The following is a 24,734-nucleotide window of genomic DNA, read 5'->3' as shown; positions in this document are numbered from 1 at the left end:
GGGTTGCCTTGTCTATCGGAGAATGCGTTGGTGATCCTGTCCCGGCTTTGGCCTGTCTTCCTGCTCGCCCTTGCGGCGCTGTCGCCCCGCCCCGCCGGGGCGGCGGAAAGCGCACCGGTGACGAGCGCGCGCGATGTGGCGACGCTGGTGACCGACACCGACCGCTATCGGCCGGGGGCGCCGCTGCATGTCGGCCTGCGCCTGCGCCTGCAGCCGGGGTGGCACACCTACTGGATCAATCCCGGCGATGCGGGCGAGGCCCCGACCCTGGATGTGCGCGGCGCGGGCGGGGCCACCGGCCGGTCCGGCGCCATCGCCTGGCCGGTGCCCGAGCGCCTGCGCGACGGGCCGCTGATGTCCTATGCCTATACCGGCGACGTGCTGCTGCCCGCCGAACTGCGCCCGGTCGCGGTCGAAGGCGCGGGCGATGGCGCGGGCGATGGCGCGATGGTGTTGAAGGCCACCGCCGACTGGCTGGTCTGCGCCGCCGTCTGCGTGCCCGAGCACGGCGTCTTCACCCTGAGCCTGCCGGCGGGCGATCCGGCCCCGTCGGCCGAGGCCCCGCTGTTCGCGCGGGCCGCCGCCGCGCTGCCGGCTGCCTCGCCGTTCGCGGCGACGATCGCGCCGGATGGAACGCTGGCGCTGTCGGGCGAGGGGCTGTCGTCCGACACGGTGCGCGACGCCTGGTTCATGCCCCTGACCTCCGGCGCGATCGACCACGACGCGGCACAGGCCCTGTCGGTGCATGACGGGGGGCTGACCCTGGCGCTGAAGCCCGGCGACGCCTTCCATGCGGGCGCGACCCTGGACGGGGTGGTGGTGCTGAAGGACGCGGGGGGGCAGACGCGCGGCCTGTCGGTTTCGGCGCGTCCCGGTGTCGTCGCGGGGGCGCCCCTGGCCGTCGCCGTCCATCCGGCGGGTGTCGCGGGCCTTGGGCGCATCCTGCTGCTGGCGTTCGCGGGCGGGCTGGTGCTGAACCTGATGCCCTGCGTGTTCCCGGTGCTGGTGATGAAGGCCATGGCGCTGACGCGCCTGGCCGGTGGCCGGGCGTCGGCGCGGCTGGCCGGGGCGGGGGCGTACACGGCGGGCGTCGTGGGCGCCTTTGCGGCGCTGGGCGGCGTCATCCTTGCCGTGCGGGCGGCCGGCGACGTCGCGGGGTGGGGGTTCCAGTTCCAGTCCGCGGCCTTCGTCGCGGCGATCTGCTGGCTGCTGTTCGCGGTGGCGCTGAACCTGCTGGGAGTGTTCGGCATGGGCAACGGCATCGCGGCGCTGGGGGGTGCCGGGACGGTGCGCGCGGGCTATCTGGGCGACGCCATGACCGGGGTGCTGGCGGTGCTGGTGGCCACCCCCTGCACGGCCCCTTTCATGGGGGCGGCCATCGCCGGGGCGCTGTCGGCGCCGGCGCCGGTGGCGATGCTGGTCTTCGTCGCGATGGGGGCGGGGCTGGCGGCGCCTTACCTGGTGCTGGCCGGCGTGCCGGGGCTGGCGCGGCACCTGCCGCGTCCGGGGCCGTGGATGGACATCCTGCGGCAGGGGCTGGCCTTTCCGGTGCTGGGCACCTGCGTGTGGCTGCTGTGGGTGCTGGCGTTGCAGGCCGGGGCGGGCGCGGTGGCGGTGCTGGGCACCGGCCTGGTGCTGGTGGGGATGGCCGCGTGGCTGACCGGGCTGGCGCAGGCCATGGCGATGCGCGACGCGCCCGCGCGCCGGATTCGCCTGTGCCGCGCGGTGGCGCTGGCGGCGCTGGGCATCGTGCTGGCGTTGCTGCCGGGGCTGGGCCAGCCCGTGACCGGAAGCGGTGCCGGGACTGGCGGAGGGGGCCTGGCGGTGCGTGCCGACGGGGCGGAGCCGTTTTCCACCGCCCGCCTGGCGGCGCTGCGGGCGCAGGGCCGTCCGGTCTTTGTGGACATGACGGCGGCGTGGTGCATTTCCTGCCTGGTGAACGAGCGCGTGGCCCTGTCGTCGGCCCCCGTGCAGGCGGCCTTCCATGACCGGGGGATCGTCTACATGAAGGGCGACTGGACCAACCGCAACGCGGAGATCAGCGCGTTCCTCGATGCCCATGGCCGCGCGGGCGTGCCGTTCTACCTGTATTACCCGGCCGGCGGCGGCGAGGGACGGCCCCTGCCGCAGATCCTGACGACGGGGCTGGTGCTGGACGCGCTGAAAAGCTGAAGGCCGGGTGCTGCCCAAGGCAAGGGCCGAGGCCCTGGCCTTGGGCAAGGGGATCAGTAGCCGCCGGTCGAAGTCGATGATGCGGCGGGCGCGGTGGGCGTGCCGGGCGGCAGGCTCAGGTAGCCGGGCTGGGGCGACATCACCCGTGGGGCGGCGGGGGTGGCGTCGGATGGGGCGCCGGTCGGAAACACCGCGTCCGGCACCTCGTCCGCCGGCGGGGCGGCGGGCGTCGCCGGGGCGGCGGGTGCTGCCGGCGTGTCCGTGGGGGCGGGTGCGGCGGGTGTGGCCGGTGCGGCGGCCGGAGGGGCCGCCGCGTCCGGGGTGGCCGCCGGGGGCTGGGCGCCCGGCAGGCCCAGCGCCTGCTGCTGGATCGCACTGGTCGAGGCCGCGCCGCTGGTTTCCACCAGCCAGTCCGCCAGATGGTGACGGACCTGGAATTCCAGCTCGACGTTCATGTCCTGCATCATCTGCGACGTCAGGGTATAGAGATGCGCCTGGGTATCGGCGTTGCCGTCCCCGTCGGACGAGCTGGGGCGGAAGGTGCGGCGGACATGCGCCTCGGCATAGCCGGCGTGCTGGCCGTTGGCCGTCACGATGTCCAGATGCACGTCCAGCCGTCCGTCCAGCACGCCGCCGGGCAGATGCAGGATCGACGCCCCGTCGATGGTGAAGATCGCGCTGCCGGCGTTGCCCACCGCCATCAGCCGGTCCGCCGCCATGCGAAGCAGGGCCTGGTCGGGCGGGGTGGGCGCGCGGCCGGAAATGTCGCCCGGCACCGACCCCGGCTGCCCGTTATCGACGGTCGTCACCGTGCCCACGTTCAGATGCAGCACGGACAGGTAATCGTAATGCAGGGGAGCGAAGCTGGTCTGCGGCGGCGTCTCGTCGCACGCCGCCAGCGGCAGCAGCGGGCAGGCAAGCAGGAGCAGCAGGGGCAGCCGGACGGTCCGGCGGGACAGGCGCATGGGATGGCATCTCCAACGGGTGGATCGACAGGGAAGGGACGGAAAGCGCAGGCAAAACAGAAAACTGTCGCAAGCCTGCCGCCCCGCGCCGCCCCGGTCAATCGGCCGCCATGATCCGGCCACACATCCGCAGGTCAGCCGCCGCCGATCTCCGCGCGGGGAAAGCGGAAGCAGATATTGCAGAACTCGCAGCTCATGCTGATCGTCCCGTCCTCGGTCATGTGGTCCAGGTCGTCGGTCGAGAACGTTTCCAGGATGCCCGACAGGCGGGCGCGGCTGCACCGGCAGCCGAAGGCCAGGGCGCGGGGACGGTCGGCGCAGACGTCCTCGGCGTGGAACAGGCGGTAGAGCAGGTCTTCCGGCGGCAGGGACTCGTCTGTCAACTCGGCGTCGGTGACGGTCGCGGCCAGGGTGAGCGCGGTGGTCCAGCTATCGTCCTCGTCACCCGGGGGGGCGTGTTCGGCGGCGATCCCGCCTTCGGTGGCGATGCGTTCCAGCAGCAGGGCGCTGGCCCGCCAGCCGGCGTCGGTATGTACGCAGGCCAGGCGGATCCAGCAGGCATGCTGTTCGCTGGTCTGGAAATAATGCGCGGCCATGTCCGACAGCGACGCGCCCTGGATCTCGACGATGCCCTGGTGGATGTCGGTGTCGGGCCCCTGGTCGACGGTGAAGGCCAGATAGCCCGCCCCCAGCAGCCGCCCCGCGTCGAGGTCGGGGTCGGTGACCGCCAGTTCCGCGATGCGCGCCGCGTCCGAGCGCGCGTGAAAGCGCAGCGCGCCCGCGTGCGTGCAGTCGGCGACCAGGAACGACGCCGGCCCGTCGCCGCGCGCCTGCACCGAGAACGAGCCCTGGAACTTCAGGGCCGAGGCCAGGCCGGCGACCAGCGCCAGGGCCTCGCCGGCCAGCCGCAGCACGATGTCCGGATGGTCGTGCCGGGTCAGCAGCGCGTCGGTCAGCGCGCCCACCCGCACCAGCCGTCCGCGCACAGGCCGTCCGGCCAGGTAGAAGGGCGTCACCCCCTGGGGCACGACCAGGTCCGGGACGTCGGGCCGATGGGTGTCGAGGAAGGCGGGGGTGTCGATCATGGCGTGTCCTGTGTGGGCGGATCAGATGCGGGCGCTGATTTCCGCCTCAAGCGCCTCCAGCTTCGTCTCGAAGGCGCGCAGCAGGTCGGGGCGGACCCCTTCCTTGGCGACCAGCGCCGTCAGCAGCGCCTGCCGGCAGCGGTCATGGCCGGCATCCAGGTCCTCGGTCCGGCCGACGCCGGCCAGGCAGTCCAGATAGGCGTTACGCAGGATGGTCACGCCGGGGCCGCGGCAGGGCAGGGTGGCGAAGGCGGCCTCGACGCTGCCTTCCACCCAGCCCGGCGTCGCGGGCACGTCCTCGGTGGTGGTGGGGTGGGCGGGAACTTCGGCGGGGCCGGTGGTCATGGGGTTGCGTCCTCCTGTCCATAGTCCTGCCAGCGTTCGCCGGCCATGGCCCAGACCAGCAGGCCCTTCTGGGCGTGCAGGCGGTTCTCGGCCTCGTCGAACACCACCGAACGGGGGCCTTCGAAGACGTCCTCGGTCACTTCCTCGCCGATATGGGCGGGCAGGCAATGCATGAAAAGGGCGTCGGGGGCGGCGTTCGCCATCAGGGCGGCATCGACGCGATAGGGGGCGAAGGCCACCAGGCGCTGCGCCGCGTCGGTGTCGGACATGCTGACCCAGGTGTCGGTGATGACGCAGGCCGCGCCCGCCACGGCGGCGCGCGGGTCGGTCGTCACCGTGATGTCGGCGCCTGCCAGCCGCGCCCAGGCCAGGGCGTCGTCCGACGGGGCGTGGGTGGCCGGCGTGGCCAGCCGCAGGCGGAAGCCGAACAGGGCGGCGGCCTCGATCAGCGAGGTGGCGACATTGTTGCCGTCGCCCACCCAGGCCAGGGTCTGGCCGGCGATGGGGCCGCGATGTTCCTCGAACGTCATGATGTCGGCCAGGATCTGCACCGGGTGCGAGGCCGGCGTCAGCCCGTTGATGACGGGCACGCTGGCCCAGCGCGCCAGTTCGTGCAGCGCCGCCGTGTCGCCGGTACGCAGGACGATGGCGTCGACGAAGCGCGACAGCACGCGCGCGGTGTCGGCGATCGTCTCGCCCCGGCCGATCTGCATGTCGTTGGGCGACAGCAGGATGACGTCGCCGCCGAGCTGGCGCATGCCGACCTCGAACGACACGCGGGTGCGGGTCGAGGGCTTGGACAGCATCAGCCCCAGCGCGCGGCCCAGCAGCGGCTGGCGCGGATGCAGCGGGCGGGCGCGGCCGTGCTGCATGCGCTTGATGCGGCTGCCCAGGTCGAGGATCGCGCGCAGCGTCGCGCCGTCGAAATCGCGCAGGTCCAGGAAATGGCGCGGGGTCCGGGCGGCGGTCCGGGCGGGGCCGGTCGGGATGGCGTTCATGCCGCGCTCTCCTGCCCGGCGGTCGCGGCCAGGTGGGCGCGCACCCGCAGGGCGGCCTGGCGCAGGCGGCGGGCGGCCTCGGCGCAATCGTCCTCGGTGAGGACCAGCGGCGGGACCAGGCGCAGGACATTGTCGCCGGCGGTCACGCCCAGCACGCCGTCATGCATCGCCGCGTCCTGCACCAGCCCGACCGGCGCCACGCAGCGCAGGCCCAGCATCAGGCCGATGCCGCGCCGCGCGTCGAAGATGTCGGGGAAGGCCGCGACCAGTTCGTCCAGGTACCCCGCCAGCAGGCCGCCGCGCGCCTGCACCTGGTCGAGGAAGCCGGGGGCCAGCAGCACGTCCAGCACCGCGTTCGCCGCCGTGCAGGCCAGCGGGTTGCCGCCGAAGGTGGTGCCGTGCGAACCCGGCGTCAGGTGGCGGGCCACCGCCTCGGTCGCCAGGATGGCGCCCATGGGGAAGCCGCCGGCGATGCCCTTGGCGGTGGACATCACGTCCGGGGTCACGCCCGACCATTCGTGGGCGAACAGCCGGCCGGTGCGGCCCATGCCGCTCTGGACCTCGTCCATGCCCAGGTACAGGCCGAACTCGTCGCACGCCGCGCGCAGTTCCTGCAAAAAGCGCGGATCGGCGACGTTGACGCCGCTTTCGCCCTGCACGGGTTCGATCATGATGCCGGCGGTCTCGGCCGTGATCGCGGCGCGCAGCGCGTTCATGTTGTTCATCGGCACATGGTCGAAGCCTTCGACCTCCGGGCCGAACCCGTCGAGATATTTCGGGTTGCCGGTGGCCGCCAGCATGGCCAGCGTGCGGCCGTGGAACGCGCCGTCGAAACAGATGATCCGGTTGCGCTCGGGGTGGCCGGTGCGGGCCTGGGCGCGGCGGATCATCTTCACCATGCCCTCGTTCGCCTCGGCGCCCGAATTGCAGAAGAAGACGCTGTCGGCGAAGCTGGCGGCGACCAGCCGTTCGGCCAGCCGCTCGGCCTGCGGGACGCGATACAGGTTGGACACATGCATCACCCGCGCCGCCTGGCCGGCGATGGCCGCGACCAGATGCGGGTGGTTGTGCCCCAGCGACGAGGTCGCGATGCCCGCGCCCAGATCCAGGAATCGTCGTCCGTCCGCCGTGTACAGCCAGCAGCCTTCTCCACGCTCGAAGGCGAGGTCGGCACGGTTGTAGGTGGGCATCAGGGCGGGAATCATGATGGACCTTGTCGTTCTCTGTCCGGGGTCGTTGCTGTCCGGGTTGCGGGAAGATCGGAAACGCGAAACGGCCCACACGCCGGGGGCGGGCAGGCATTCGTCTCGGCCGCATGATGCGGGCGGGTGCGGCCACAAGTCAAATTCTGTCGCATGTCCGCGCGCGCATGCCGCGTATTCGCCCGCGCGGGGCCGCCCCCCTGTTCCGTGTTCCGGCCGGTTTGTGCCATGCTGGCCTGCATGACGGATCGTGCGGCACCGGGAACGAAAAGGCGCGCGCGGCGGGTGGACGGCCCGGCGCCCGATCGCGCCGCCCTGCGTGCGGCGGCGCTGGCGCATCTGGCGCGTTTCGGCACCACGCGGGCGGGGCTGGAGCAGGTGCTGGCGCGGATGGTGCAGCGCTGGGCCCGCCGCGCGGCCGAGGCCGGACTCCCCGCCGACGAAATCGAGGCCCAGGCCGCCACGGCGCGCGCGCTGGTCGCCGGCGTGGTGGGCGACATGGCCGAGCTGGGGGCGGTGGATGACGCGGCCTTCGCCGGGTCGCGCGCGCGGTCGCTGACGCGCGTGGGCCGCTCGCGCCGCGCGGTGCAGGCGCATCTGGCCGCGCGCGGGGTGGGGGACGATGTGGCCGGCGCCGTGCTGGACGATGCGCTGGGCGCGCGCGACGGCACGGGGTACGAGACCGAACTGGCGGCGGCGCTGGTGTTCGCGCGCAGGCGGCGGGTGGGACCCTTCCGCCCGGCCGGAGATGACGATTCCGACGATGTCGAGGACGCGGCGGCGTCCGCGCGCCGCCTGCGCGCGCTGGAGGCGATGGCCCGCGCCGGCTTCGGCCGCGCGGTCGCCGAGGCCGCCCTGGACATGGACCCCGACGAGGCCGAGGAGCGGATCATCCGGATGAAGTCGATATGAACGACGGCCTGGTGGGCCGCGGGATCGGCCGCCTTGCGGGGGTGCTGGCGATGGCGGGCGTGCTGCCGCTGGCGGCATGCGGCGGGGGCAGGGGCGGCTGGAACGGGCCGGTGCAGTGCGCGCCCTATGCCCGGGCCGAGACCGGGCTGCGGCTCAGCGGGGCGGCGGCCGGGTGGTGGCGGCAGTCGGCGGGGGTCTACGCCCATTCCCGCATGCCGGCCCCCGGCGCCGTGCTGGTGTTCCGTTCGACCTCACGCCTGCCCGACGGGCATGTGTCGGTCGTCCGGCAGGTGCGGGGCACGCGGGCGATCCTGGTCGACCAGGCGAACTGGGAGCCCGGGCGCGTCGATCGTGGCGTGCCGGTGGTCGATGTGTCGCGCGACAACGACTGGTCGGCGGTGCGGGTCTGGTGGCAGCCTGTTCACAGCATGGGAAAAAGCGTCTATCCGACATATGGCTTCATTTCCCGCGACCTGCCGCAACGTCCGTCGCCGGACGCCTGACGGGGGCGGGGACGCAAGACGGCGCTTGCATGATGGACGACGCGGTTCCATGTCATGGGGCGGTTTCACGTCACGGAGCCGGCCGGCGCCAGCAACGCCGACGATGGATGAACGCAGCTTCGCGTCACGGCGCGGAATCGAGGGTGTGCTATGGGTAGCTTGAGCATCTGGCACTGGCTGATCGTGCTTGCGGTCGTGCTGGTCCTGTTTGGCGGCGGCGGCAAGATCAGTACGCTGATGGGCGACGTCGCGCGCGGCGTCAAATCGTTCAAGAAGAACATGGCCGACGACGAGTCGATGGAGGCCGGGGCCTCGGGCCAGCCCGGCGGGCATATCGCGCCGCCCGGCCCGACCATCGACGCGCAGAAGGACGCCAGCTTCTCCGGCGCGGGCCATCCGTCCGGCTCGCCCCGTTCGTGACGGGCGGGGCCGACCGGAGCTGAGATGGAGAGCATGATTTCCGCCGACCCGTGGGCCGGGGCGGTGCAGGACATCGTCGCGGCCGGGCGGCGGATGGACCGCTTCGGCTGGGTGCCCGCGACGGCCGGCAATATCAGCCGCCGGCTGGCCGACGGGCGGATCGCCGTTACCCGTTCGGGCGGCCACAAGGGCCATCTGACACCGGACGGCGTGATCGAGGTCACGCCCGACGGCCGCGCCGTGCGGCCGGGCGAGCGGCCCAGCGCCGAGACGCTGCTGCATTGCCAGCTTTACGCCTTCGCGCCCGAAATCGGCGCGGTGCTGCATGGCCATTCGGTGGCCTCGACCGTGCTGTCGATGGCGGCCGCCGACGTCATCGAACTGACGGGCTACGAGGTGCTGAAGGTGTTCGAGGGGCAGGACACCCACGACACCACCGTGCGCGTGCCGGTGTTCGACAACGATCAGGACATCGCCCGGTTGTCGCGGGTGGTCGCGCCGCATCTGGGCCGGATGCCGGCGGGCTATGTGATCCGCGGCCATGGCGTCTATGTCTGGGGCGGGACCATGGACGGCGCCCTGGCGCGGCTGGAGGGGCTGGAATTCCTGCTGGCCTGCGAACTGGAACGAAGGAAGATCGCGCGATGAGCCGCCTGACCGTCTATCGCGACGACAGCCCCGAGGCGATCGTGCGGCGCACCGAGGACGCGGCGGAGATCGCCGCCGACCTGCGCGGCATCGGCGTCCGGTTCGAACGCTGGGACAGCCCGGTGGTACCGCCCCGCGATGCGACGCCGGACGAGGTGCTGGCGGCCTACCGCCCCTATCTGGACGGGTTGATGGGCGAAACCGGGGCCGGATCGGCGGACGTGGTGCGGATCAATGCCGCCACCCCGAACCTGCCCGCGCTGCGCGACAAATTCCTGTCCGAACATATCCACAGCGAGGACGAGGTGCGTTTCTTCGTCCATGGCTGGGGCAATTTCGTGCTGCATGTCGGGGGCCATGTCTATGACGTGCGCTGCACCGAAGGCGATCTGATCTCGGTCCCGCAGGGGGTGCCGCACTGGTTCGATGCCGGGCTGGAGCCCGATGTCGTGGCGCTGCGGGTCTTCACCGACACCACGGGCTGGGTTGCCCGCTATACGGGCGACGATATCGCCCGGCAGTTCCCCGTCACCTGAAGGCGGTACAGATGACGGCGACGGCGCGCGCATCCACCGCGATCGACACGGTGCTGCTGGATATCGAGGGGACCACCATCCCGGTCTCGTTCGTCCATGAAATCCTGTTTCCCTATGCGCGGGCGGCGATGCCCGCCCTGCTGGCGCAGCGGGCCGACGACCCCGCCGTGCGCGCGGCGCTGGCCGACATCGCGGAGCTGGCCCCCGGCGTGCCGCCGCTGGCGCAGTTGAACGCCTGGATGGACGGGGACGCCAAGATCGGCCCGCTGAAGGCCCTGCAGGGCCTGGCCTGGGCCGAGGGCTATCGCACCGGCGCGTTGCAGGCGCCCCTGTTCGCCGACGTGCTGCCCGCCCTGCGGCGCTGGCGGGCGGCGGGGCTGCGGCTGGCGGTCTATTCCTCGGGGTCCGAGGCGGCGCAGCGCCTGATCTACGGCCACACGACCGAAGGCGATGTCGCCGGGCTGTTCGACGGGTTCTACGACCTGCGGATCGGCGGCAAGCGGGCGGCCGACAGCTATCGCGCCATCCTGGCCGAAACCGGCTGGACGCCCGCCCGCACCCTGTTCCTGTCGGACATCGTCGCCGAACTGGATGCGGCCGTGCAGGCCGGCCTGCACACCTGCCAACTGGTCCGGGCCGAGGACGGGACGATTGCCGGCGCCACCCACCCCGTCGCCGCCACGCTGGACGACGTGTCGCGCCTGTTCGCGCTGCCGGAGGCATGAGGGCGGCATGAGGACGCATCTGCATACCGACTGGCGCCACATCCCCGACGAGGCGCGCGGCATGGCGGCGGCGCTGGGCAATTTCGACGGCGTGCATCTGGGCCACGCGCACCTGCTGCACACGTTGCACGCGGCGCGGCCCGACCTGGGCCTGGCGGTGGTGACGTTCGAGCCCCACCCGCGCGAACTGTTCCGCCCGCAGGACCCGCCTTTCCGCCTGACCCTGCCGGACGAACGGCTGTCGGCCCTGTCGGCGCTGGGGGTGCGGCAGGTCTTCCAGATTCCCTTCGACGCCGCGTTCAGCGCCATGTCGGCCGAACGCTTCGTGACCGACGTGCTGCATGAGGGGCTGGGCCTGCGGCATCTGGCCTGCGGGGCCGATTTCGCCTTCGGCCACCGGCGCGGCGGCACCGTCACCTTCCTGTCCGAACGCGCCGAGGAACTGGGGCTGGGGCTGACGGTGGTGCCGGCGCTGGCCGATGCCGGCGGGCCCTATTCCTCGACCCGCATCCGCCGCCTGCTGCAGGACGGCTACCCCGAGCGCGCGGCCGAGGAACTGGGCCGCCCGTGGTCGATTCGCGGCATCGTGCAGCATGGCGACAAGCGCGGCCGCCTGCTGGGCTTTCCCACCGCCAACATTCCGCTGGGCCGGCATCTGGAGCCGGCGCGCGGGGTCTATGCCGTGACGGTGCGCCTGACGGACGGCCGGTCCCTGCCCGGCGTCGCCAATATCGGCCGCCGCCCGACCATCGACGACGGCCAGGAAAGCCGGCTGGAGGTCCATCTGCTGGATTTCGATGGCGATCTGTACGGCCAGACCCTGTCGGTCGCGCTGCACAGCCTGCTGCGCGAGGAACGCCGCTTCGCCGGCCTGGACGCGCTGAAGACCCAGATCGCCCTGGACGCCACCGCCGCCCGGGCCTACCTGGCCGAGATGCTGCGCGCGGGCATCTAGGAGGCCGTTCGCAGGTCGGGGGGCAGGTCGTCTTCCAGCACGAAGCCTGTGGATTTCAGCTTGCGGTCATCGAGGCGGAAATACCCCATGGGCAAACGTCGGGCGACGGTGCGGCCGACCGCCATGCCTTTCAGCACGTCGAAAACGACCGGGATGTGGAAACCGGTCTTACGTCCCGCGCGGCGATAGACCTCGGCATAGGTCGGCGAGCGGCTGTCGGCGATATTGTAGATTTCCACGCCTGCTTTGTGGTTGGCGAGGTCACGCTCCATCAGGTGGACGATCGCCCGGGCGACGTTGCGTGGCGAGATGAAATGGCTGTTCCGGTAGAGCGCGAACATGGCGCGTTTCGCGCTCCATGACAGGGAGTCATCAAGAAAACTGCGTTTCTGCGCGAGGGCGATGCGGTACAGGTCGATGTGCATCGTCCGCGCGTAGTGCGACAATACGCGTTCGCCCAGAACCTTGGTGCGTGCGTATTCCAGCATGTAGGGTTCTGCAAAATACTGCTTCCTCAAGGAAAGATCGGTATTGATGATCGGCGCGTCCTCGCTGAGGAAGCGCGCGCGCGGCGAGCCGTAGACGACCATGGAACTGGCCTGGCCAAAATACCGCACGCCGGCCGTGGCGCAGATTTTCGCGAAGCGATCCAGGTTCGTCACATTGGTCGTTTCCATCTCCTGGACGTTTTCCAGGCTGGCGGCGAGATGAATGACGGCCTCGACGCCGTCGGCAAGTTTTTCGAGTTCCGTGTCCGGAAGGGCGGGGTCGGAAAAATCGATCCGGACCCATTCGACGCCCGGCGTGGCCGGTATGGACTGTCGGAACGCGCCCCGGATTCGGTACCCCTGTGCGGCCAGTTGCGCGATGACCTCCTGGCCCAGATTTCCCGTCGCCCCCGTCACGAGAATCAGCGGACGCGCCGGCGCGCGCGGCGCAGGGGGGGAGAACTGCTTCACGCGGTGCGCGACGAACCGGGCCTTGATATGGTCCGCCAGGCGGATGGCGAGGGACATGATGACCATGGTCGGGTTGGCATGGCCGCTGGTCGGGAAAACCGATGCGCCCGCAAGGTACAGGCCGCTGATGCCGTGAACCTGGCAGTCCGGATCGACCACGCTCGTGGCGGGGTCCAGTCCCATCCGCGTCGTGCCGGCCGTGTGGGCCATGTCATGGATCAGGAGTTTCGAGATGTCGGCGTTGCGGAACGCCTCCTTGAGATGGAAGCCCCTGACCCCGGCCCGTTCAAGATCCTCCTGCAGCAGAGTGGCGAGTTGCACGATATCGCGACGCAGGTCGGCGTCGATTTTCCAATGCACCTGGGCAAGGGGCAGGCCCAGCCTGTCGGTCAGGGCCGAGAGCGTGACGCGGTTGTCCGGGTGCGGCGGCTGTTCGCAGATCACGTTCAGCGAGGTCTTGGCGAGCTTGCGGCCATCTCCGCCGCCAGCGTAGTCCCGTGCGACGAAGTTCGCATTGATCGCGACCGCGGTGTCCGCCATCAGGCGCCGGAAACGTTCGGGAATCTTCTGGTAATTGAGGATCTTGCGCCCAAGGGAGGTCATCACCAGCCCGAAATTCCGGACGACCGTGATGACGTCGCCAACCGGGTTCCGGCTCTCGCGCTTTGCCAGGCGTTTCAGCGCCAGAAGGGAATCATCGTGCGAGATCTCGATGCCGGTGAAAATGGCCATGTTCGGCAGGCGCCGGCTGGTCTGCTCGTCCGGCCGCAGGGCCAGGCCGTGCGCGTACATGAAGACCCGGTGGCGCTCCTGCAACGAAAAAAAACCGAGCAGGTCGACGGCCTCATCCCGGTATTCGGCGGAAAAGCACCCCAGCTCGATGCTGGGATGGTCCATCAGATAGCGCCCGACGACATCGTGGGCGTTGCCGGGCACCTGTCCGTCGCTGTCGCGCGAGAGCAGCAGCAGACGGGCGTTTTCGATGGCGCCGGCCGCCAGGACGACACATTCCGCCCGCAGGGCGGCCCGGTTGCGCCCGGTGAGGGAGCCGCGCAGTTCGACCCCGGCCGCCTTCCGTCCCTCGACGCTGACGGACGACACCGTTGCGTTGTACACAACCGTGACGCCCCTGTGCGTTTCCCTGCGGAAATCGGGGCCGAAGCGCATGACGTCGGTCAGCGCGTGGCGTGACCGCGCGAATTGCCAGAAGAACGATCCGAAGTGACGCAGCCGGCCGATCTGCTCGGGCTCGCGGCGGGACGCCTGCGCCCAGAAGGCGCGGTCGTGAACCAGCGGGCCAAGGTCGAGATAGGCCGCGGCGCGTTTCATGTAGGGGGCAAGCGTGTCCGCGCCGAAAGGCCAGCCCGACCCCGCAATCCACGGCCGCCGTTCATAATCGGCGAGGGAAAACGGGGCGACTTTTCCGGCCCAGGCCGCCGTCGAGCCGCCCAGGACGCGGCACCGGACACCGAATTTCTGTATATTCGCCTTCCAGAAACGCATCTGGGGCGCGTGCCAGGCGCTGCGTGCCTGCTGCAGGTCGGGGTCGAGAAGATCGGCGGACACGTCGATGGCGTTCAGTTCCTCATGGTCCGGATCCTCGTCGAGGGCGCCGCTTTCCAGGATGGCGATATGGAGGCCCTGTCCGGAAAGCTCACGCGCCAGCGTCAGTCCGGCGGCGCCGCCGCCGACGATGACGAGATCGAAACGAGTCGGCAGGCCGGCCGGGTCCGTGAGGTGCTCGAAGTCGATATAGTGCGTCATGTCGTTACCCGTATCGGTGGAACTGTCTGGCCCGTCCTTCGCCCCATGCACGGGCCGTCAGCTCGCGGGCGCACGGGAAAACCGCGTCATGATGCGTTTCAGGATGCCGGCGGCGGTATCCCGTTCCAGGTCGTCGAGGCAGGCGAACCACAGGACGCCGTAGAACACGGCCATTGCGACGGCGAAGAACAGGCCGGCGACGGGGAGGGGCATGTCGACAAGGGCGATGCACATGCAGGCGGCGCCGGTCAGGGCGGCGGGCAGGATACGCGCGACGCCCTGGGCGATGGGCCTGTAGAGACGGATGCTCACGAGCATCCGCACCACGAAATCGACCGCGGTCCTGATGGCCCAGGCGAAGGCCGCGCCGACGACGCCGAACTGGTGCAGGAACACGACCAGCAGGGGAACGTAGATCAGCATTTCGCCGATCGACAGCTTGGCGCTGGCGTCCGGCCGGCCGATCGCGTCCAGGAAGCCGGCGGCGATGGCGTCCGCGCTGCCGATGAAGACGCCCAGGCAGAGAAGTTTCATGATCGTGCTGCTGTGGGCGGCGAAATCCGGGTCGATCCAGAGCGAGAGGATTTCGGAACTGAACAGCGCCGTGCCCAGGCAGAGGGGGAGGAGCAGGGCGGCCAGGGTCAGGACGGACGTCCGGTAAAGCTCCACCGTTCTGATGGAATCCGTGCGCCAGGAGGACGCCAGGGCCGGGTACGCGGATGCCGAGACGGCGTTGGTGACCATGGAGAAGCGGCCCACCGCGTCCGACGGCGTGGTGTAGAAGCCGGTCGCCGCCGCCGAGATGACGCTGGCGATCATGAACCGGTCGATATTGCCCAGAAGCGGATAGGCGATATTGGAAACGGTCATCCAGCCGCCGATCCGCAGCAGCGGCGCAAGCAGGTGCGGCCGCACCCGGGCGGCGCGAAGCTGCGGTACGAGCCTGAGGCAGAAGCGGATATAGGCGATCGCCATCCACAGCCGGCAGCCTGCCAGGACCAGCATCACGCCGACGAGGCTGTCCCAGAACGTGAGGACCAGCAGCGGCCCGATGTAATAGGCGATCGAGATCGGAATATTGATGAGGTTCGTCGCGCGAAATTCGTGGTACGCGGTGAGCACGCCCCACAGGGCGGCGTTAATCATGACCAGGGGCGCGGTCGCGCAGAAGACCAGCAGCGCGACGATGGTTTCGTGCTGGAGGTTTTCGGGAATCTTGAGGCCGTGCCGCACCCAGAAACTGACGGCGCACGCCGAGATGAGGCCGCCGATGACGCCGATGCCGGTGAGGGTGAGGACCCCGGTCAGGATCAGGTCGGCGGTTTCGCGGTCGCTCTCGTCATGCGCGCGGCCGGCGATGGCGCGGGTAAGGGCGCGGCCGAGGCCGAGGTCGAAGATGCCGAACGTGCCGATCAGGCTGAGGGCGATGGTGAAGATGCCCCACCGGGACAGGCCGAGCTCATGGATCAGCCGGGGCGTGACGGGCAGGGCCACCAGGACCGGGGCGATTCGCCCGAACATGTTCCATGCGGCATTCGTGATGACATGACGCGGCCGGGGACCGGACTGCTGGACCGGGGACACCATGGGCAAGTGCATCCTTCAAGCGACGACGGCCCCGGCGGACGGGGAATGGGAGAGGCGCTTCCGGCATTCAGGCTGCTGCGAGGGCGTGTGGCGGCGTCATGGCGCTCCCGCGGATTTCAGGCGAATCTTGCTGCACAGATTTCATCCTCGTCATGACCGCGATCGGCCCAGGAGATCTGCGGGCCTGAGGCGAGACATTCTCTAACTTGTGAAATCCGCGACAGTTTCACCGCAGGCGGTGGGCCGCGCTGATTATGTGGCGGCGATGACCCGGCGCGGGCTTCGATGGCTTTCCACAACGACGCCGGGGGGCGGCGCTTGACCGCGGGGGCCGCTGCTCCGCATAAGGTTGGCCTTTGTACAGCCCGATCCGCGCCGATCGGGCCTTGTCCGCCGTTCTTGTCGCCAGCAGTCAGAAATTCAGGGTCATGTCCGAGTCAAAACCACAGGATCTCTATCGGGATACGGTGTTCCTGCCGACCACCAGCTTCCCCATGCGCGGCAGCCTGCCGAAGCGGGAGCCGGAGATTCTGGCGCGGTGGGCGCAGTCCGACCTGGACGGGCGACTGCGCGCGCAGGCCGAGGGCCGGCCGTCCTTCATGCTGCATGACGGGCCGCCCTATGCGAACGGCAACCTGCATATCGGCCACGCGCTGAACAAGATCCTGAAGGACGTCATCAACCGCGCGCACCGCATGTCGGGCTTCGCGGTGCATTACGTGCCGGGCTGGGACTGCCACGGCCTGCCGATCGAATGGAAGATCGAGGAGGAATACCGCAAGGCCGGGCGCGACAAGGATTCGGTGCCCATCCTGCAATTCCGCGCCGAATGCCGCGCCTACGCCCAGAAATGGCTGGACGTGCAGGCCGCCGAATTCCGCCGCCTGGGCGTGCAGGGGGAATGGGACCGGCGCTATGCCACGATGGATTTTTCCTCCGAGGCCACGATCGCCGAGGAAATCGGCCGCTTCCTGCTGAACGGGCTGCTCTATCGCGGCCTGCGTCCGGTGATGTGGAGCCCGGTCGAGAAGACCGCCCTGGCCGAGGCCGAGATCGAATATCGCGACCATGAATCGACCACGATCCATGTCGCCTTCCCCTTCCTGCACGACCCGACCCCCGGCCGCGCGCTGGAGGACGTGTCGGCGGTCATCTGGACGACGACGCCGTGGACCATCCCCGGCAACCGCGCCATCGCCTTCGGCCCGGACATCACCTATGCCGTGCTGCGCGTCGATGGCGTGACCGACGCGGCGACGCTGGAGCCGGGCGCGCGCCTGCTGGTGGCCGAGGCCCTGATCCCCGCCTTCTGCGCCGCCGCCGGCATCACCGATCATTACGTGCTGTACACCCTGCCGGGCGAGGCGCTGACCGACGCGGTGTGCGCCCATCCGCTGCGCGGCGAGAATTACGATTTCGAGGTCCCGCTGCTGGCGGGCGATTTCGTCACCACCGACGCGGGCACCGGCCTGGTCCACATGGCCCCCGCCCATGGCGAGGACGATTTCGCCCTGTCGGTGGCCAACGGGGTCGAGGTGCCGGAAATGGTGCTGGACGACGGACGGTACGCCGACTGGGTGCCGCTGTTCGCCGGCGCCCATGTCTTCAAGGCCGCCGACCCGGTCTGCGCCGCGCTGACGGCGGCGATGGAACGCGCGGTCGCGGGCGGGCAGGCCCCGGCGGGGCTGGTCGCCCGGTCCACCCTGATCCATTCCTACCCGCATTCCTGGCGGTCGCGCGCGCCCGTCATCTATCGCGCCACCCCGCAATGGTTCATCCGCATGGACGGCGAGGGCCATCTGCGCGCCCGCGCCCTGCGCGCACTGGACGACGTGACCTTCGTGCCGGCGCAGGCGCGCAACCGCCTGACCTCGATGGTCGCGGGGCGTCCCGACTGGTGCATCAGCCGCCAGCGCGCCTGGGGCGTGCCGATTGCGGTGTTCGTGGAAAAGCGCACCGGCGAGGTGCTGCGCGACCCGGCGGTGATGGCGCGGATCGTCGAGGCGTTCCGCGCCGAGGGCGCGGACGTGTGGTACAGCGCCCCGGCCGCGCGCTTCCTGGGCGAGGGGCGCGACCCGGAAGAGTACGAACAGGTGTTCGACATCGTCGATGTCTGGTTCGAAAGCGGGTCCAGCCACGCCTTCGTGCTGGGTCGCGACGGGATGCCGTTCCCGGCCGACCTGTACCTGGAAGGGTCGGACCAGCATCGCGGCTGGTTCCAGTCCTCGCTGCTGGAAAGCGTGGGCACGCGGGGCGTCGCCCCCTATCGCGCGCTGGTGACCAACGGCTTCGTGCTGGACGAGCAGGGCCGCAAGATGTCCAAGTCGCTGGGCAACGTGGTGGCCCCGCAGGACGTCAACGACTCGCTGGGCGCCGATATCCTGCGCCTGTGGGTGATGAATTCCGACACCAACGAGGATCTGCGTATCGGCGGCGAGATCCTGAAGCAGCAGGGCGAACTGTATCGCCGGCTCCGCAACACCCTGCGCTGGCTGCTGGGCGCGCTGGACGGCTTCACCGAGGCCGAGCGCGTGCCCTACGAGCAGATGCCCGAGCTGGAGCAATGGGTGCTGCACCGGCTGACCGAGCTGGGCGGGCTGATCGCCGGCGCGGTGGACAGCCACGAATGGGTCGGCGTCTACGGGGCGCTGCACGGGTTCTGCGCCACCGACCTGTCGGCGTTCTATTTCGACGTCCGCAAGGATGCGCTCTACTGCGACGGGGCCGACAGCCCGCGCCGCCGCGCGGCGCGGACGGTGCTGGACCATCTGCATCGCTGCCTGTGCGCCTGGCTGGCGCCCGTGCTGGTCTTCACCGCCGAGGAAGCCTGGACCGCCCGGTTCGGCGAACAGGAGAGCGTGCATCTGCACGCCTTCCCCAGCCTGCCGGAGGAATGGATCCGCCCCGACCTGGCCGACCGCTGGGCGACGCTGCGCGCCGTGCGCCGCGTGGTCACCACTGGGATCGAGGCCGCGCGGCGCGACGGCGTGGTGGGGTCGTCGTTGCAGGCGGCGCTGGAACTGCCGCTGTCCGAGGACGAGGCCGCGCGGTTCGCCGACATCGACTGGTGCGAACTGGCGATCGTGTCGCAGGCCGACGTGGTGGTCGAGGCCGGGGCGGCGTCGATCTACCTGACCGACGCCGAGGCGGCCGAGGCGGAGGGCACGCCCGTCGGCGGGGCGCATGGCGCGCCGGTCATCCGCGCCGCCGGGGGGCATAAATGCGTCCGCTGCTGGAAGGTGCTGGACGAGGTGGGCAGCAGTGCCGCGCATCCGGACCTGTGCCTGCGCTGCGTCGAGGTGGTCGACGCCCGGGCCGGGACATGACCGGGTCGGCCCGGCTGTGCCGCCTGCTGGGGGCGGCGCTGTTCGTGCTGGTCCTGCTGATCGACCAGGTCAGCAAATACTGGATCCTGTACCGCTTCAACCTGCCCGAGCGCGAGACGGTGGCGCTGCTGCCGTTCCTGAATTTCACCATGGTCTGGAACCGCGCCATCACCTTCGGCATGCTGGGCGGGCTGGGGGCGGCAGGGCGGATCGTGTTCCCCATCGTGGCGCTGCTGATCGTGGTGCTGCTGGCGGTGTGGATCGCCCGCACCACCCGCCCCTGGGTGGCCGGCGCGCTGGGCGCGATCATGGGCGGGGCGGTGGGCAACGTCATCGACCGGCTGCACTATGGCGCGGTGGTCGATTTCATCCACGCCCATGCCTATGGCTGGTCGTGGCCGGTGTTCAACCTGGCCGACGCGGCGATCGACTGCGGCGTGGCCGTGCTGCTGATCGACAGCCTGACCGACCGGCGCGGCCCGCGCACGACAGCATTGAGCGGGACGCTTGCCGGAACCGAGAAGGAGCGGTAATAGGCGAAGCATGGCGCCCTCAGTCACCCGTACCCTGTCCTTCGCCCTGCTGACGTCGGGCGGACTCCTCCTTGCCGGTTGCTCCGGATCGGATGTTACGCGGGCCTTCGGGCTGGAACGCGAAACGCCCGACGAGTACACGGTGACGACGCGCGCGCCGCTGTCGATGCCGCCGACCGACGAACTGGCGGCGCCGCACAGCGACGCCTCGCGCCCGCAGGATGAAAGCCCGCGCCTGCAGGCGCTGGAAACCCTGTCGCCCAACGTCGCGCTGCAAGGCGCGGGCGGCCCGCCCAGCGCCGGCCAGTCCGCCCTGGTGAACGAAGCCGACACTGCCGCCACCTCGCCCGACAAGGGCGAGCTGGGCAAGGCGGGGCAGGGCTTCGTCGATCGCCTGATGTTCTGGAACGGCGGTGGCGCCGGCGGCGTGGTCGATGGCGCGGCCGAGAACCGCCGCCTGCGCCAGAACGCGGCGCTGGGCAACAGCCCCGTCCAGGGTGCGACGCCGACCGTCGCGGGCGGCCACTAACCAGGCCGAGCCGCTCGGTCCGCCCGCCGGCCCGCGCTTTATCCGCACTGTGGCGGCGATCTGCCTTATCCTGACATGATGCCCGATTCGCCACACCTGCCCGCCCGTCCGGTCATCCGGCGCCTGTCGGAACAGGTGGTCAACCGGATCGCCGCCGGCGAGGTGATCGAACGCCCGGCCGCCGCGCTGAAGGAACTGGTCGAAAACGCGATCGATTCCGGCGCGCGCCGCATTGCCGTCCTGCTGGAACGTGGCGGCATCGATCGGATCGAGGTCGTCGATGACGGGTGCGGCATGGCGCCGGACGATCTGCTGCTGGCGGTCGAGCGCCATTGCACCTCCAAGCTGCGGGACGAGACGCTGGTGCGGATCGAAACGCTGGGGTTCCGGGGCGAGGCCCTGCCGTCCATCGGGGCGGCCGCGCGGCTGAGCGTCGTCTCGCGCCCGCATGGGGCCGACAGCGCGTGGCGGATCGCGGTGGAGGGCGGCGTGGTCGGCCTGCCCGAACCCTGCGCCGGCCCGCCCGGCACGCGGGTGGTGGTCGAGGACCTGTTCTTCGCCACGCCCGCGCGCCGCAAATTCCTCAAGAGCCCCCGGGTCGAATCCGGCCATGCCGACATCACGGTGCGCCGCCTGGCCCTGTCGGTGCCCCAGGTGGCGTTCCGCCTGCAACTGGACGACCGGGTGCTGTTCGACCTGCCGGCGCAGGACATGGAATCGCGTGTTGCCGCGATTCTGGAAGCCGAGGGCGCGGACGGGCTGCTGGCGGTCGAGGGGGGACGGGGCGACCTGGGCCTGACCGGTTTCGCCTGCGGCCCGTCGGTCCACCGGGCCACGGCGGCCGGGCAGATCCTGCTGGTCAATGGCCGGCCGGTCGTCGATCTGGTGTTGCGGACGGCGGTGCGGGTGGCCTACCGCCATGTGATCGAACAGGGGCGGCACGCGGTGGTGGCGCTGTCGTTGACGATCCCGCCCGACCAGGTGGACGTCAACGTCCATCCGGCCAAGACCGAACTGCGCTTTGCCGATGCCGCCGCCGTGCGGGGGCTGGTGATCGGCGCGCTGGGCCGGGCGCTGGGGGGCGGCGCCGGGGCGGCGGGCGTGCGGCCGGGCCTGCTGCAATCGCGGCCGTCCGGCCCGGCGCGGATCTGGTATCCGCCGCCCGACCGGCCTGCCGCCGACCCGCTGGCGCCCCTCCCGCCGCGGCCCGACGGCCTGGCCGCGACGCGGCTGGATCTGGGCGACCGCCCCGCCGCGCGGATGCTGTCGGACCCGCCGGGCGAGTCCCCGCCCCCGTTCCCGACGGCATCCGCCCCGTCCGACCCGGTTCCGGTCGATCCGGTCCTGTCCGACCCGGCCGATTATCCGCTGGGGGCGGCGGTGGCGCAGGTGATGGGCACCTATGTCATCGCCGTGTCGGGCGACGGGGGGCTGGTGCTGGTGGACCAGCACGCGGCCCATGAACGGCTGACCCACGAACGGCTGCGGGCGCAGTATCTGGACGGCACCATACGGGCGCAGCGCCTGCTGCTGCCCGAAATCGTGACCCTGCCGCGCGGGCAGGCGGAGGTGCTGCTGTCCTTCGCCGGCACCCTGGCGGCGCTGGGAGTCGAGATCGAATCGTTCGGCGGCGGCGCGGTGCTGGTGCGGGCGCTGCCGGCCCTGCTGGGCACCGACGACCCGGCCGGCCTGCTGCGCGACATGGCCGAGGAACTGGCCGAGGACGACCTGGCCGGCCCCGCCGAGGTCCGGGCGCTGGACGGGCGGCTGGACGCCATCATCGCCCGCATGGCCTGCCACGGCAGCGTGCGGGCCGGCCGCGCCCTGACCCGGGCGGAAATGGACGCCCTGCTGCGCGACATGGAACGCACGCCGCGCGCCGGCACCTGCTCGCACGGGCGGCCGACCTGGCTGAAGCTGAGCCGGGCGGACCTGGAACGGATGTTCGGCCGCCGCTAGGGGGCGAAAAGCAAGGGCGAATGTTCCACCTCGGCGGAACGTGAGCGGCCGATGGGTGGCCTCCCTGCCGGAAGGGGGATAGGCTTCGCGCATCATTCACGGACGATGAGACCGACGTGCATCCCATCCTGCTTCCCCTCGTCACGTACCTGCCGCTCGGCGGTGCGCTTGTCATCCTGCTGACGCGGGGCACCACGGAGGCCGTCGAAGGCGCGTCGCGCTGGGTGGCGCTGTGGACCAGCCTGCTGGTCTTCGCGCTGTCGGTGGTGATGTGGATCGAATTCGACCCGCATCAGCCGGGCTTCCAGTTCGTGCAGATGCTGGACTGGGCGCCGTCGTTCGGGATTTCGTACCATGCCGGGGTCGACGGGATCAGCATCCTGTTCGTGCTGCTGGCGACCTTCCTGACGCCGCTGTCGATCATCGGCGGGTGGAAGCTGGTGACGAACCGGGTGCGCGACTACATGGTCGCGGTCCTGCTGCTGGAAACCACCCTGGTGGGCCTATTCTCGGCGCTGGACCTGGTGCTGTTCTACGTCTTCTACGAGGCGACGCTGATCCCCGGCAGCCTGATGATCGGCGTGTGGGGCGGGCCGAAGCGGATCTGGGCGTCGATCCAGTTCTTCCTGTTCACCTTCGGCGGGTCGCTGTTCATGCTGCTGGCATTGTTGGCGATGTGGAATGCCACCGGCACCACCGACATTCCCGTGCTGATGCATGCGAATTTCCCGCAGGCCATGCAATGCTGGCTGCTGCTGGGCTTCGTGCTGGCCTTCGGGGTGAAGCTGCCGCTGTTCCCCCTGCATGCCTGGCTGCCCGATGCCTATACCGAAGCGCCCACGCCGGCGTCGGCCATGCTGTCGGGCGTGCTGTCCAAGGCCGGCGCCTATGGGCTGCTGCGCTTCGGCATCCTGATGTTTCCCGACGCGGCGCGGCTGTTCGCGCCCTATGTGCTGACGCTGGGCGTCATCGCGGTGATCTATGCCGCGATCATCGCGCTGGCGCAGACGGACATGAAGCGGGTGATCGCCTATTCCTCGTTCTCGCACATGGGGGTGATCGCGGTCGGGCTGTTCACCCTGACGCCCGAGGGAATCGACGGCGCGATCTTCCAGATGCTGTCGCATGGCGTGGTGATCGCGGCCCTGTTCTTCTGCGTCGCCGCCGTGTCGTGGCGGGCGGAAACCCGGTCGATCGAGGCGTTCTCGGGCGTGGCCCACAAGATGCCCGTCCTGGCGACGCTGGCGATGCTGTTCGTCATGGCCAATATCGGCCTGCCGGGCACCGGGGCGTTCGTCGGCGAACTGCTGGTGATGGTCGGCGCGATCCATGTCTCGTTCTGGGTCGCGTTCCTGGCCGGCAGCAGCATGATCCTGGGCGCGGTCTATATGCTGGTGCTGTATCGCCGGGTGATGTTCGGCGGCGCCGGGCACGGCGTCGTCGCCATGCTGCGCGACCTGACGGGGCCGGAACTGGCGGTGCTGGTGCCGTGCGCCATCGTCACGCTGTGGATGGGCATCCACCCCGCCAGCTTCCTGCGGGTGTTCGACCCGGCGGTGGTCAGCGCCGTCGCGCCGCCGCAGGCCGCCGCCGCGGCCGCCAGCCCGGTGCGGCCGGCGGCGGGCTGAGGCCCGCCACGCCCGTCAGATTTCGGGAATGGCCTCCTGCTCCAGCCGATCGGCGGCGGAGGAGGTTTCGGGGCGGCGGAGCAGCACGCCGCCCACCGATGCGGTGACGATGCACAGGATGCCCGCCCATTGCGCGGGGCTGAGATATTCGCCCAGCAGCACCAGCCCGGCCAGGGCCGCCACCGCCGGGTCCAGGCTGGTCAGGATGCCGAATTCCCGCGCCTGCAACCGTTTCAGCGCCAGCATTTCCAGCGTGTAGGGCAGCGCCGACGACAGCAGAGCCACCCCGCAGGCCACCAGGGCCGCATGCGGGTGGGCGGCGGCGCGCGGCAGGGTCAGGACGAAGACCGGCGTCACCGCCAGCGCCCCGGCCGCCAGGCCGATGGCCGCCCCGTGGGCTGCGTCGATGCGGTGGCTGATGCGTGCCCCGGCCAGGATGTAGGTTCCCCACGCCACGGCGCCCAGCATGCCGTACAGCACGCCCACCGGGTCGATCCCGTGGCGATCCAGCATCGACCCCGGTTGCAGCAGCAGCACCAGGCCCAGCACCACGACGGCGATCAGCACCATGTCCCGCGGGCGGCGCGACCCGAGGAAGGTCAGCGTCAGCGGCCCCAGGAATTCGACCGCCACGGCGATGCCCAGCGGCAGCCGGTCCAGCGCCAGGTAGAACATCATGTTCATCAGGCCGATCGACAGGCCGTAGCCGACGACGATCAGCAGGGTGCCGCGGTCGGGCGCCGCCCGCCAGGGCCGCGAGATGAGGCACAGGACGATCGCCGCGACCCACAGGCGCAGGCTGACGGTGCCCAGCGGCCCGAACAGCGGAAACAGCGTCTTGGCCATGGACCCGCCGACCTGGAACGACATGATGCCGCCCAGGACCAGAAGCACGCCGACCAGCCGGCCGCCCGGCCCATCGGGTTCGGGGCCGCCATGAGGGGCGGAGGAGCGGGGGGAAGCGGTCATCGGTGTCCTGCGGC

The 24,734-nt window shown here is 70.6% G+C and carries 21 protein-coding genes; 13 read left to right on the top strand and 8 right to left on the bottom strand.

Going from position 1 to position 24,734, the window contains the following annotated elements:
* Nucleotides 1–30: 30 nt before the first annotated feature.
* A complete protein-coding gene (locus HLH21_RS06350; protein ID WP_373319594.1) occupies nt 31–2,172 on the top strand; it encodes a protein-disulfide reductase DsbD family protein in 2,142 nt (713 codons plus the stop codon).
* 53 nt (nt 2,173–2,225) lie between these two features.
* On the opposite strand, the gene HLH21_RS17145 is transcribed toward HLH21_RS06350, so the two are convergent.
* From HLH21_RS17145 to HLH21_RS06325, 5 genes are all read right to left on the bottom strand, one after another.
* Nucleotides 2,226–3,137: a hypothetical protein gene (locus HLH21_RS17145; protein ID WP_182942461.1), complete on the bottom strand. Its 912-nt coding sequence runs from the start codon at nt 3,135–3,137 to the stop codon at nt 2,226–2,228.
* A 134-nt stretch (nt 3,138–3,271) separates the two neighbouring features.
* A complete protein-coding gene (hslO, locus tag HLH21_RS06340; protein ID WP_182942459.1) occupies nt 3,272–4,222 on the bottom strand; it encodes an Hsp33 family molecular chaperone HslO in 951 nt (316 codons plus the stop codon).
* A 21-nt stretch (nt 4,223–4,243) separates the two neighbouring features.
* Entirely contained in the window at nt 4,244–4,567 is a 324-nt protein-coding gene (locus HLH21_RS06335; RefSeq protein ID WP_182942457.1) for a hypothetical protein, read from the bottom strand.
* The gene (gene argF / locus HLH21_RS06330) at nt 4,564–5,565 is read right to left on the bottom strand and encodes an ornithine carbamoyltransferase (protein ID WP_182942455.1); all 1,002 of its coding nucleotides are present in this window, start codon (nt 5,563–5,565) and stop codon (nt 4,564–4,566) included. Before argF ends, HLH21_RS06335 begins: the two co-directional genes overlap by 4 nt.
* Complete coding sequence (locus HLH21_RS06325) at nt 5,562–6,770, bottom strand: aspartate aminotransferase family protein (RefSeq protein WP_182942453.1); 1,209 nt, start codon at nt 6,768–6,770, stop codon at nt 5,562–5,564. The genes argF and HLH21_RS06325 overlap by 4 nt, the downstream gene beginning before the upstream one ends.
* Before the next feature lie 237 nt (nt 6,771–7,007).
* On the opposite strand from HLH21_RS06325, the gene HLH21_RS06320 reads away from it, so the two are divergent.
* From HLH21_RS06320 to HLH21_RS06290, 7 genes are all read left to right on the top strand, one after another.
* Nucleotides 7,008–7,679, top strand: a complete 672-nt coding sequence (locus HLH21_RS06320; RefSeq protein WP_182942451.1) for a RecX family transcriptional regulator — start codon at nt 7,008–7,010, stop codon at nt 7,677–7,679.
* 50 nt (nt 7,680–7,729) lie between these two features.
* Entirely contained in the window at nt 7,730–8,182 is a 453-nt protein-coding gene (locus HLH21_RS06315) for a CHAP domain-containing protein (RefSeq protein WP_246379353.1), read from the top strand.
* Nucleotides 8,183–8,332: 150 nt separating this feature from the next.
* Nucleotides 8,333–8,602 carry a twin-arginine translocase TatA/TatE family subunit gene (locus HLH21_RS06310; RefSeq protein ID WP_182942448.1) on the top strand — a complete coding sequence of 90 codons (270 nt, stop codon included), beginning with the start codon at nt 8,333–8,335 and terminating at the stop codon, nt 8,600–8,602.
* 24 nt (nt 8,603–8,626) lie between these two features.
* Nucleotides 8,627–9,250: a methylthioribulose 1-phosphate dehydratase gene (locus tag HLH21_RS06305; protein ID WP_182942446.1), complete on the top strand. Its 624-nt coding sequence runs from the start codon at nt 8,627–8,629 to the stop codon at nt 9,248–9,250.
* On the top strand, nt 9,247–9,786 hold the full coding sequence (locus HLH21_RS06300; RefSeq protein ID WP_182942444.1) for a 1,2-dihydroxy-3-keto-5-methylthiopentene dioxygenase: 540 nt from the start codon (nt 9,247–9,249) through the stop codon (nt 9,784–9,786). The genes HLH21_RS06305 and HLH21_RS06300 overlap by 4 nt, the downstream gene beginning before the upstream one ends.
* An 11-nt stretch (nt 9,787–9,797) precedes the next feature.
* A complete protein-coding gene (gene mtnC / locus HLH21_RS06295; RefSeq protein WP_182942442.1) occupies nt 9,798–10,511 on the top strand; it encodes an acireductone synthase in 714 nt (237 codons plus the stop codon).
* Between the two features lie 7 nt (nt 10,512–10,518).
* Nucleotides 10,519–11,466, top strand: coding sequence for a bifunctional riboflavin kinase/FAD synthetase (locus HLH21_RS06290; RefSeq protein ID WP_182942440.1), 948 nt, complete (start codon nt 10,519–10,521; stop codon nt 11,464–11,466).
* On the opposite strand, the gene HLH21_RS06285 is transcribed toward HLH21_RS06290, so the two are convergent.
* Both HLH21_RS06285 and HLH21_RS06280 read right to left on the bottom strand, forming a co-directional pair.
* A complete protein-coding gene (locus tag HLH21_RS06285; RefSeq protein ID WP_182942438.1) occupies nt 11,463–14,189 on the bottom strand; it encodes a GMC oxidoreductase in 2,727 nt (908 codons plus the stop codon). The two genes, HLH21_RS06290 and HLH21_RS06285, sit on opposite strands and share 4 nt — an antisense overlap.
* A gap of 57 nt (nt 14,190–14,246) precedes the next feature.
* Nucleotides 14,247–15,776: a flippase gene (locus HLH21_RS06280; RefSeq protein WP_182942436.1), complete on the bottom strand. Its 1,530-nt coding sequence runs from the start codon at nt 15,774–15,776 to the stop codon at nt 14,247–14,249.
* Nucleotides 15,777–16,204: 428 nt separating this feature from the next.
* Here HLH21_RS06280 and ileS point away from each other — a divergent pair, with 428 nt between their 5' ends.
* The 5 genes from ileS to HLH21_RS06255 all read left to right on the top strand — a co-directional run bounded on the left by ileS (nt 16,205) and on the right by HLH21_RS06255 (nt 23,751).
* Nucleotides 16,205–19,102 carry an isoleucine--tRNA ligase gene (gene ileS / locus HLH21_RS06275; RefSeq protein WP_182942434.1) on the top strand — a complete coding sequence of 966 codons (2,898 nt, stop codon included), beginning with the start codon at nt 16,205–16,207 and terminating at the stop codon, nt 19,100–19,102.
* Nucleotides 19,099–19,635, top strand: a complete 537-nt coding sequence (gene lspA / locus HLH21_RS06270; RefSeq protein ID WP_182942432.1) for a signal peptidase II — start codon at nt 19,099–19,101, stop codon at nt 19,633–19,635. The genes ileS and lspA overlap by 4 nt, the downstream gene beginning before the upstream one ends.
* Nucleotides 19,636–19,645: 10 nt before the next feature.
* Nucleotides 19,646–20,164 carry a DUF3035 domain-containing protein gene (locus tag HLH21_RS06265; RefSeq protein WP_182942430.1) on the top strand — a complete coding sequence of 173 codons (519 nt, stop codon included), beginning with the start codon at nt 19,646–19,648 and terminating at the stop codon, nt 20,162–20,164.
* Nucleotides 20,165–20,239: 75 nt separating this feature from the next.
* Nucleotides 20,240–22,123: a DNA mismatch repair endonuclease MutL gene (mutL, locus tag HLH21_RS06260; protein WP_182942428.1), complete on the top strand. Its 1,884-nt coding sequence runs from the start codon at nt 20,240–20,242 to the stop codon at nt 22,121–22,123.
* A 116-nt stretch (nt 22,124–22,239) separates the two neighbouring features.
* The gene (locus HLH21_RS06255; protein ID WP_182942426.1) at nt 22,240–23,751 is read left to right on the top strand and encodes an NADH-quinone oxidoreductase subunit M; all 1,512 of its coding nucleotides are present in this window, start codon (nt 22,240–22,242) and stop codon (nt 23,749–23,751) included.
* Between the two features lie 15 nt (nt 23,752–23,766).
* Here HLH21_RS06255 and HLH21_RS06250 read toward each other — a convergent pair whose 3' ends face one another.
* The gene (locus HLH21_RS06250; protein ID WP_182942424.1) at nt 23,767–24,720 is read right to left on the bottom strand and encodes an EamA family transporter; all 954 of its coding nucleotides are present in this window, start codon (nt 24,718–24,720) and stop codon (nt 23,767–23,769) included.
* Nucleotides 24,721–24,734: the final 14 nt, after the last annotated feature.

The organism is Gluconacetobacter johannae, from assembly GCF_014174305.1.
GTDB lineage: Bacteria > Pseudomonadota > Alphaproteobacteria > Acetobacterales > Acetobacteraceae > Gluconacetobacter > Gluconacetobacter johannae.
Note: the sequence above shows the minus strand (reverse complement) of the source record. Positions and strands in the feature narration are given on the sequence as shown.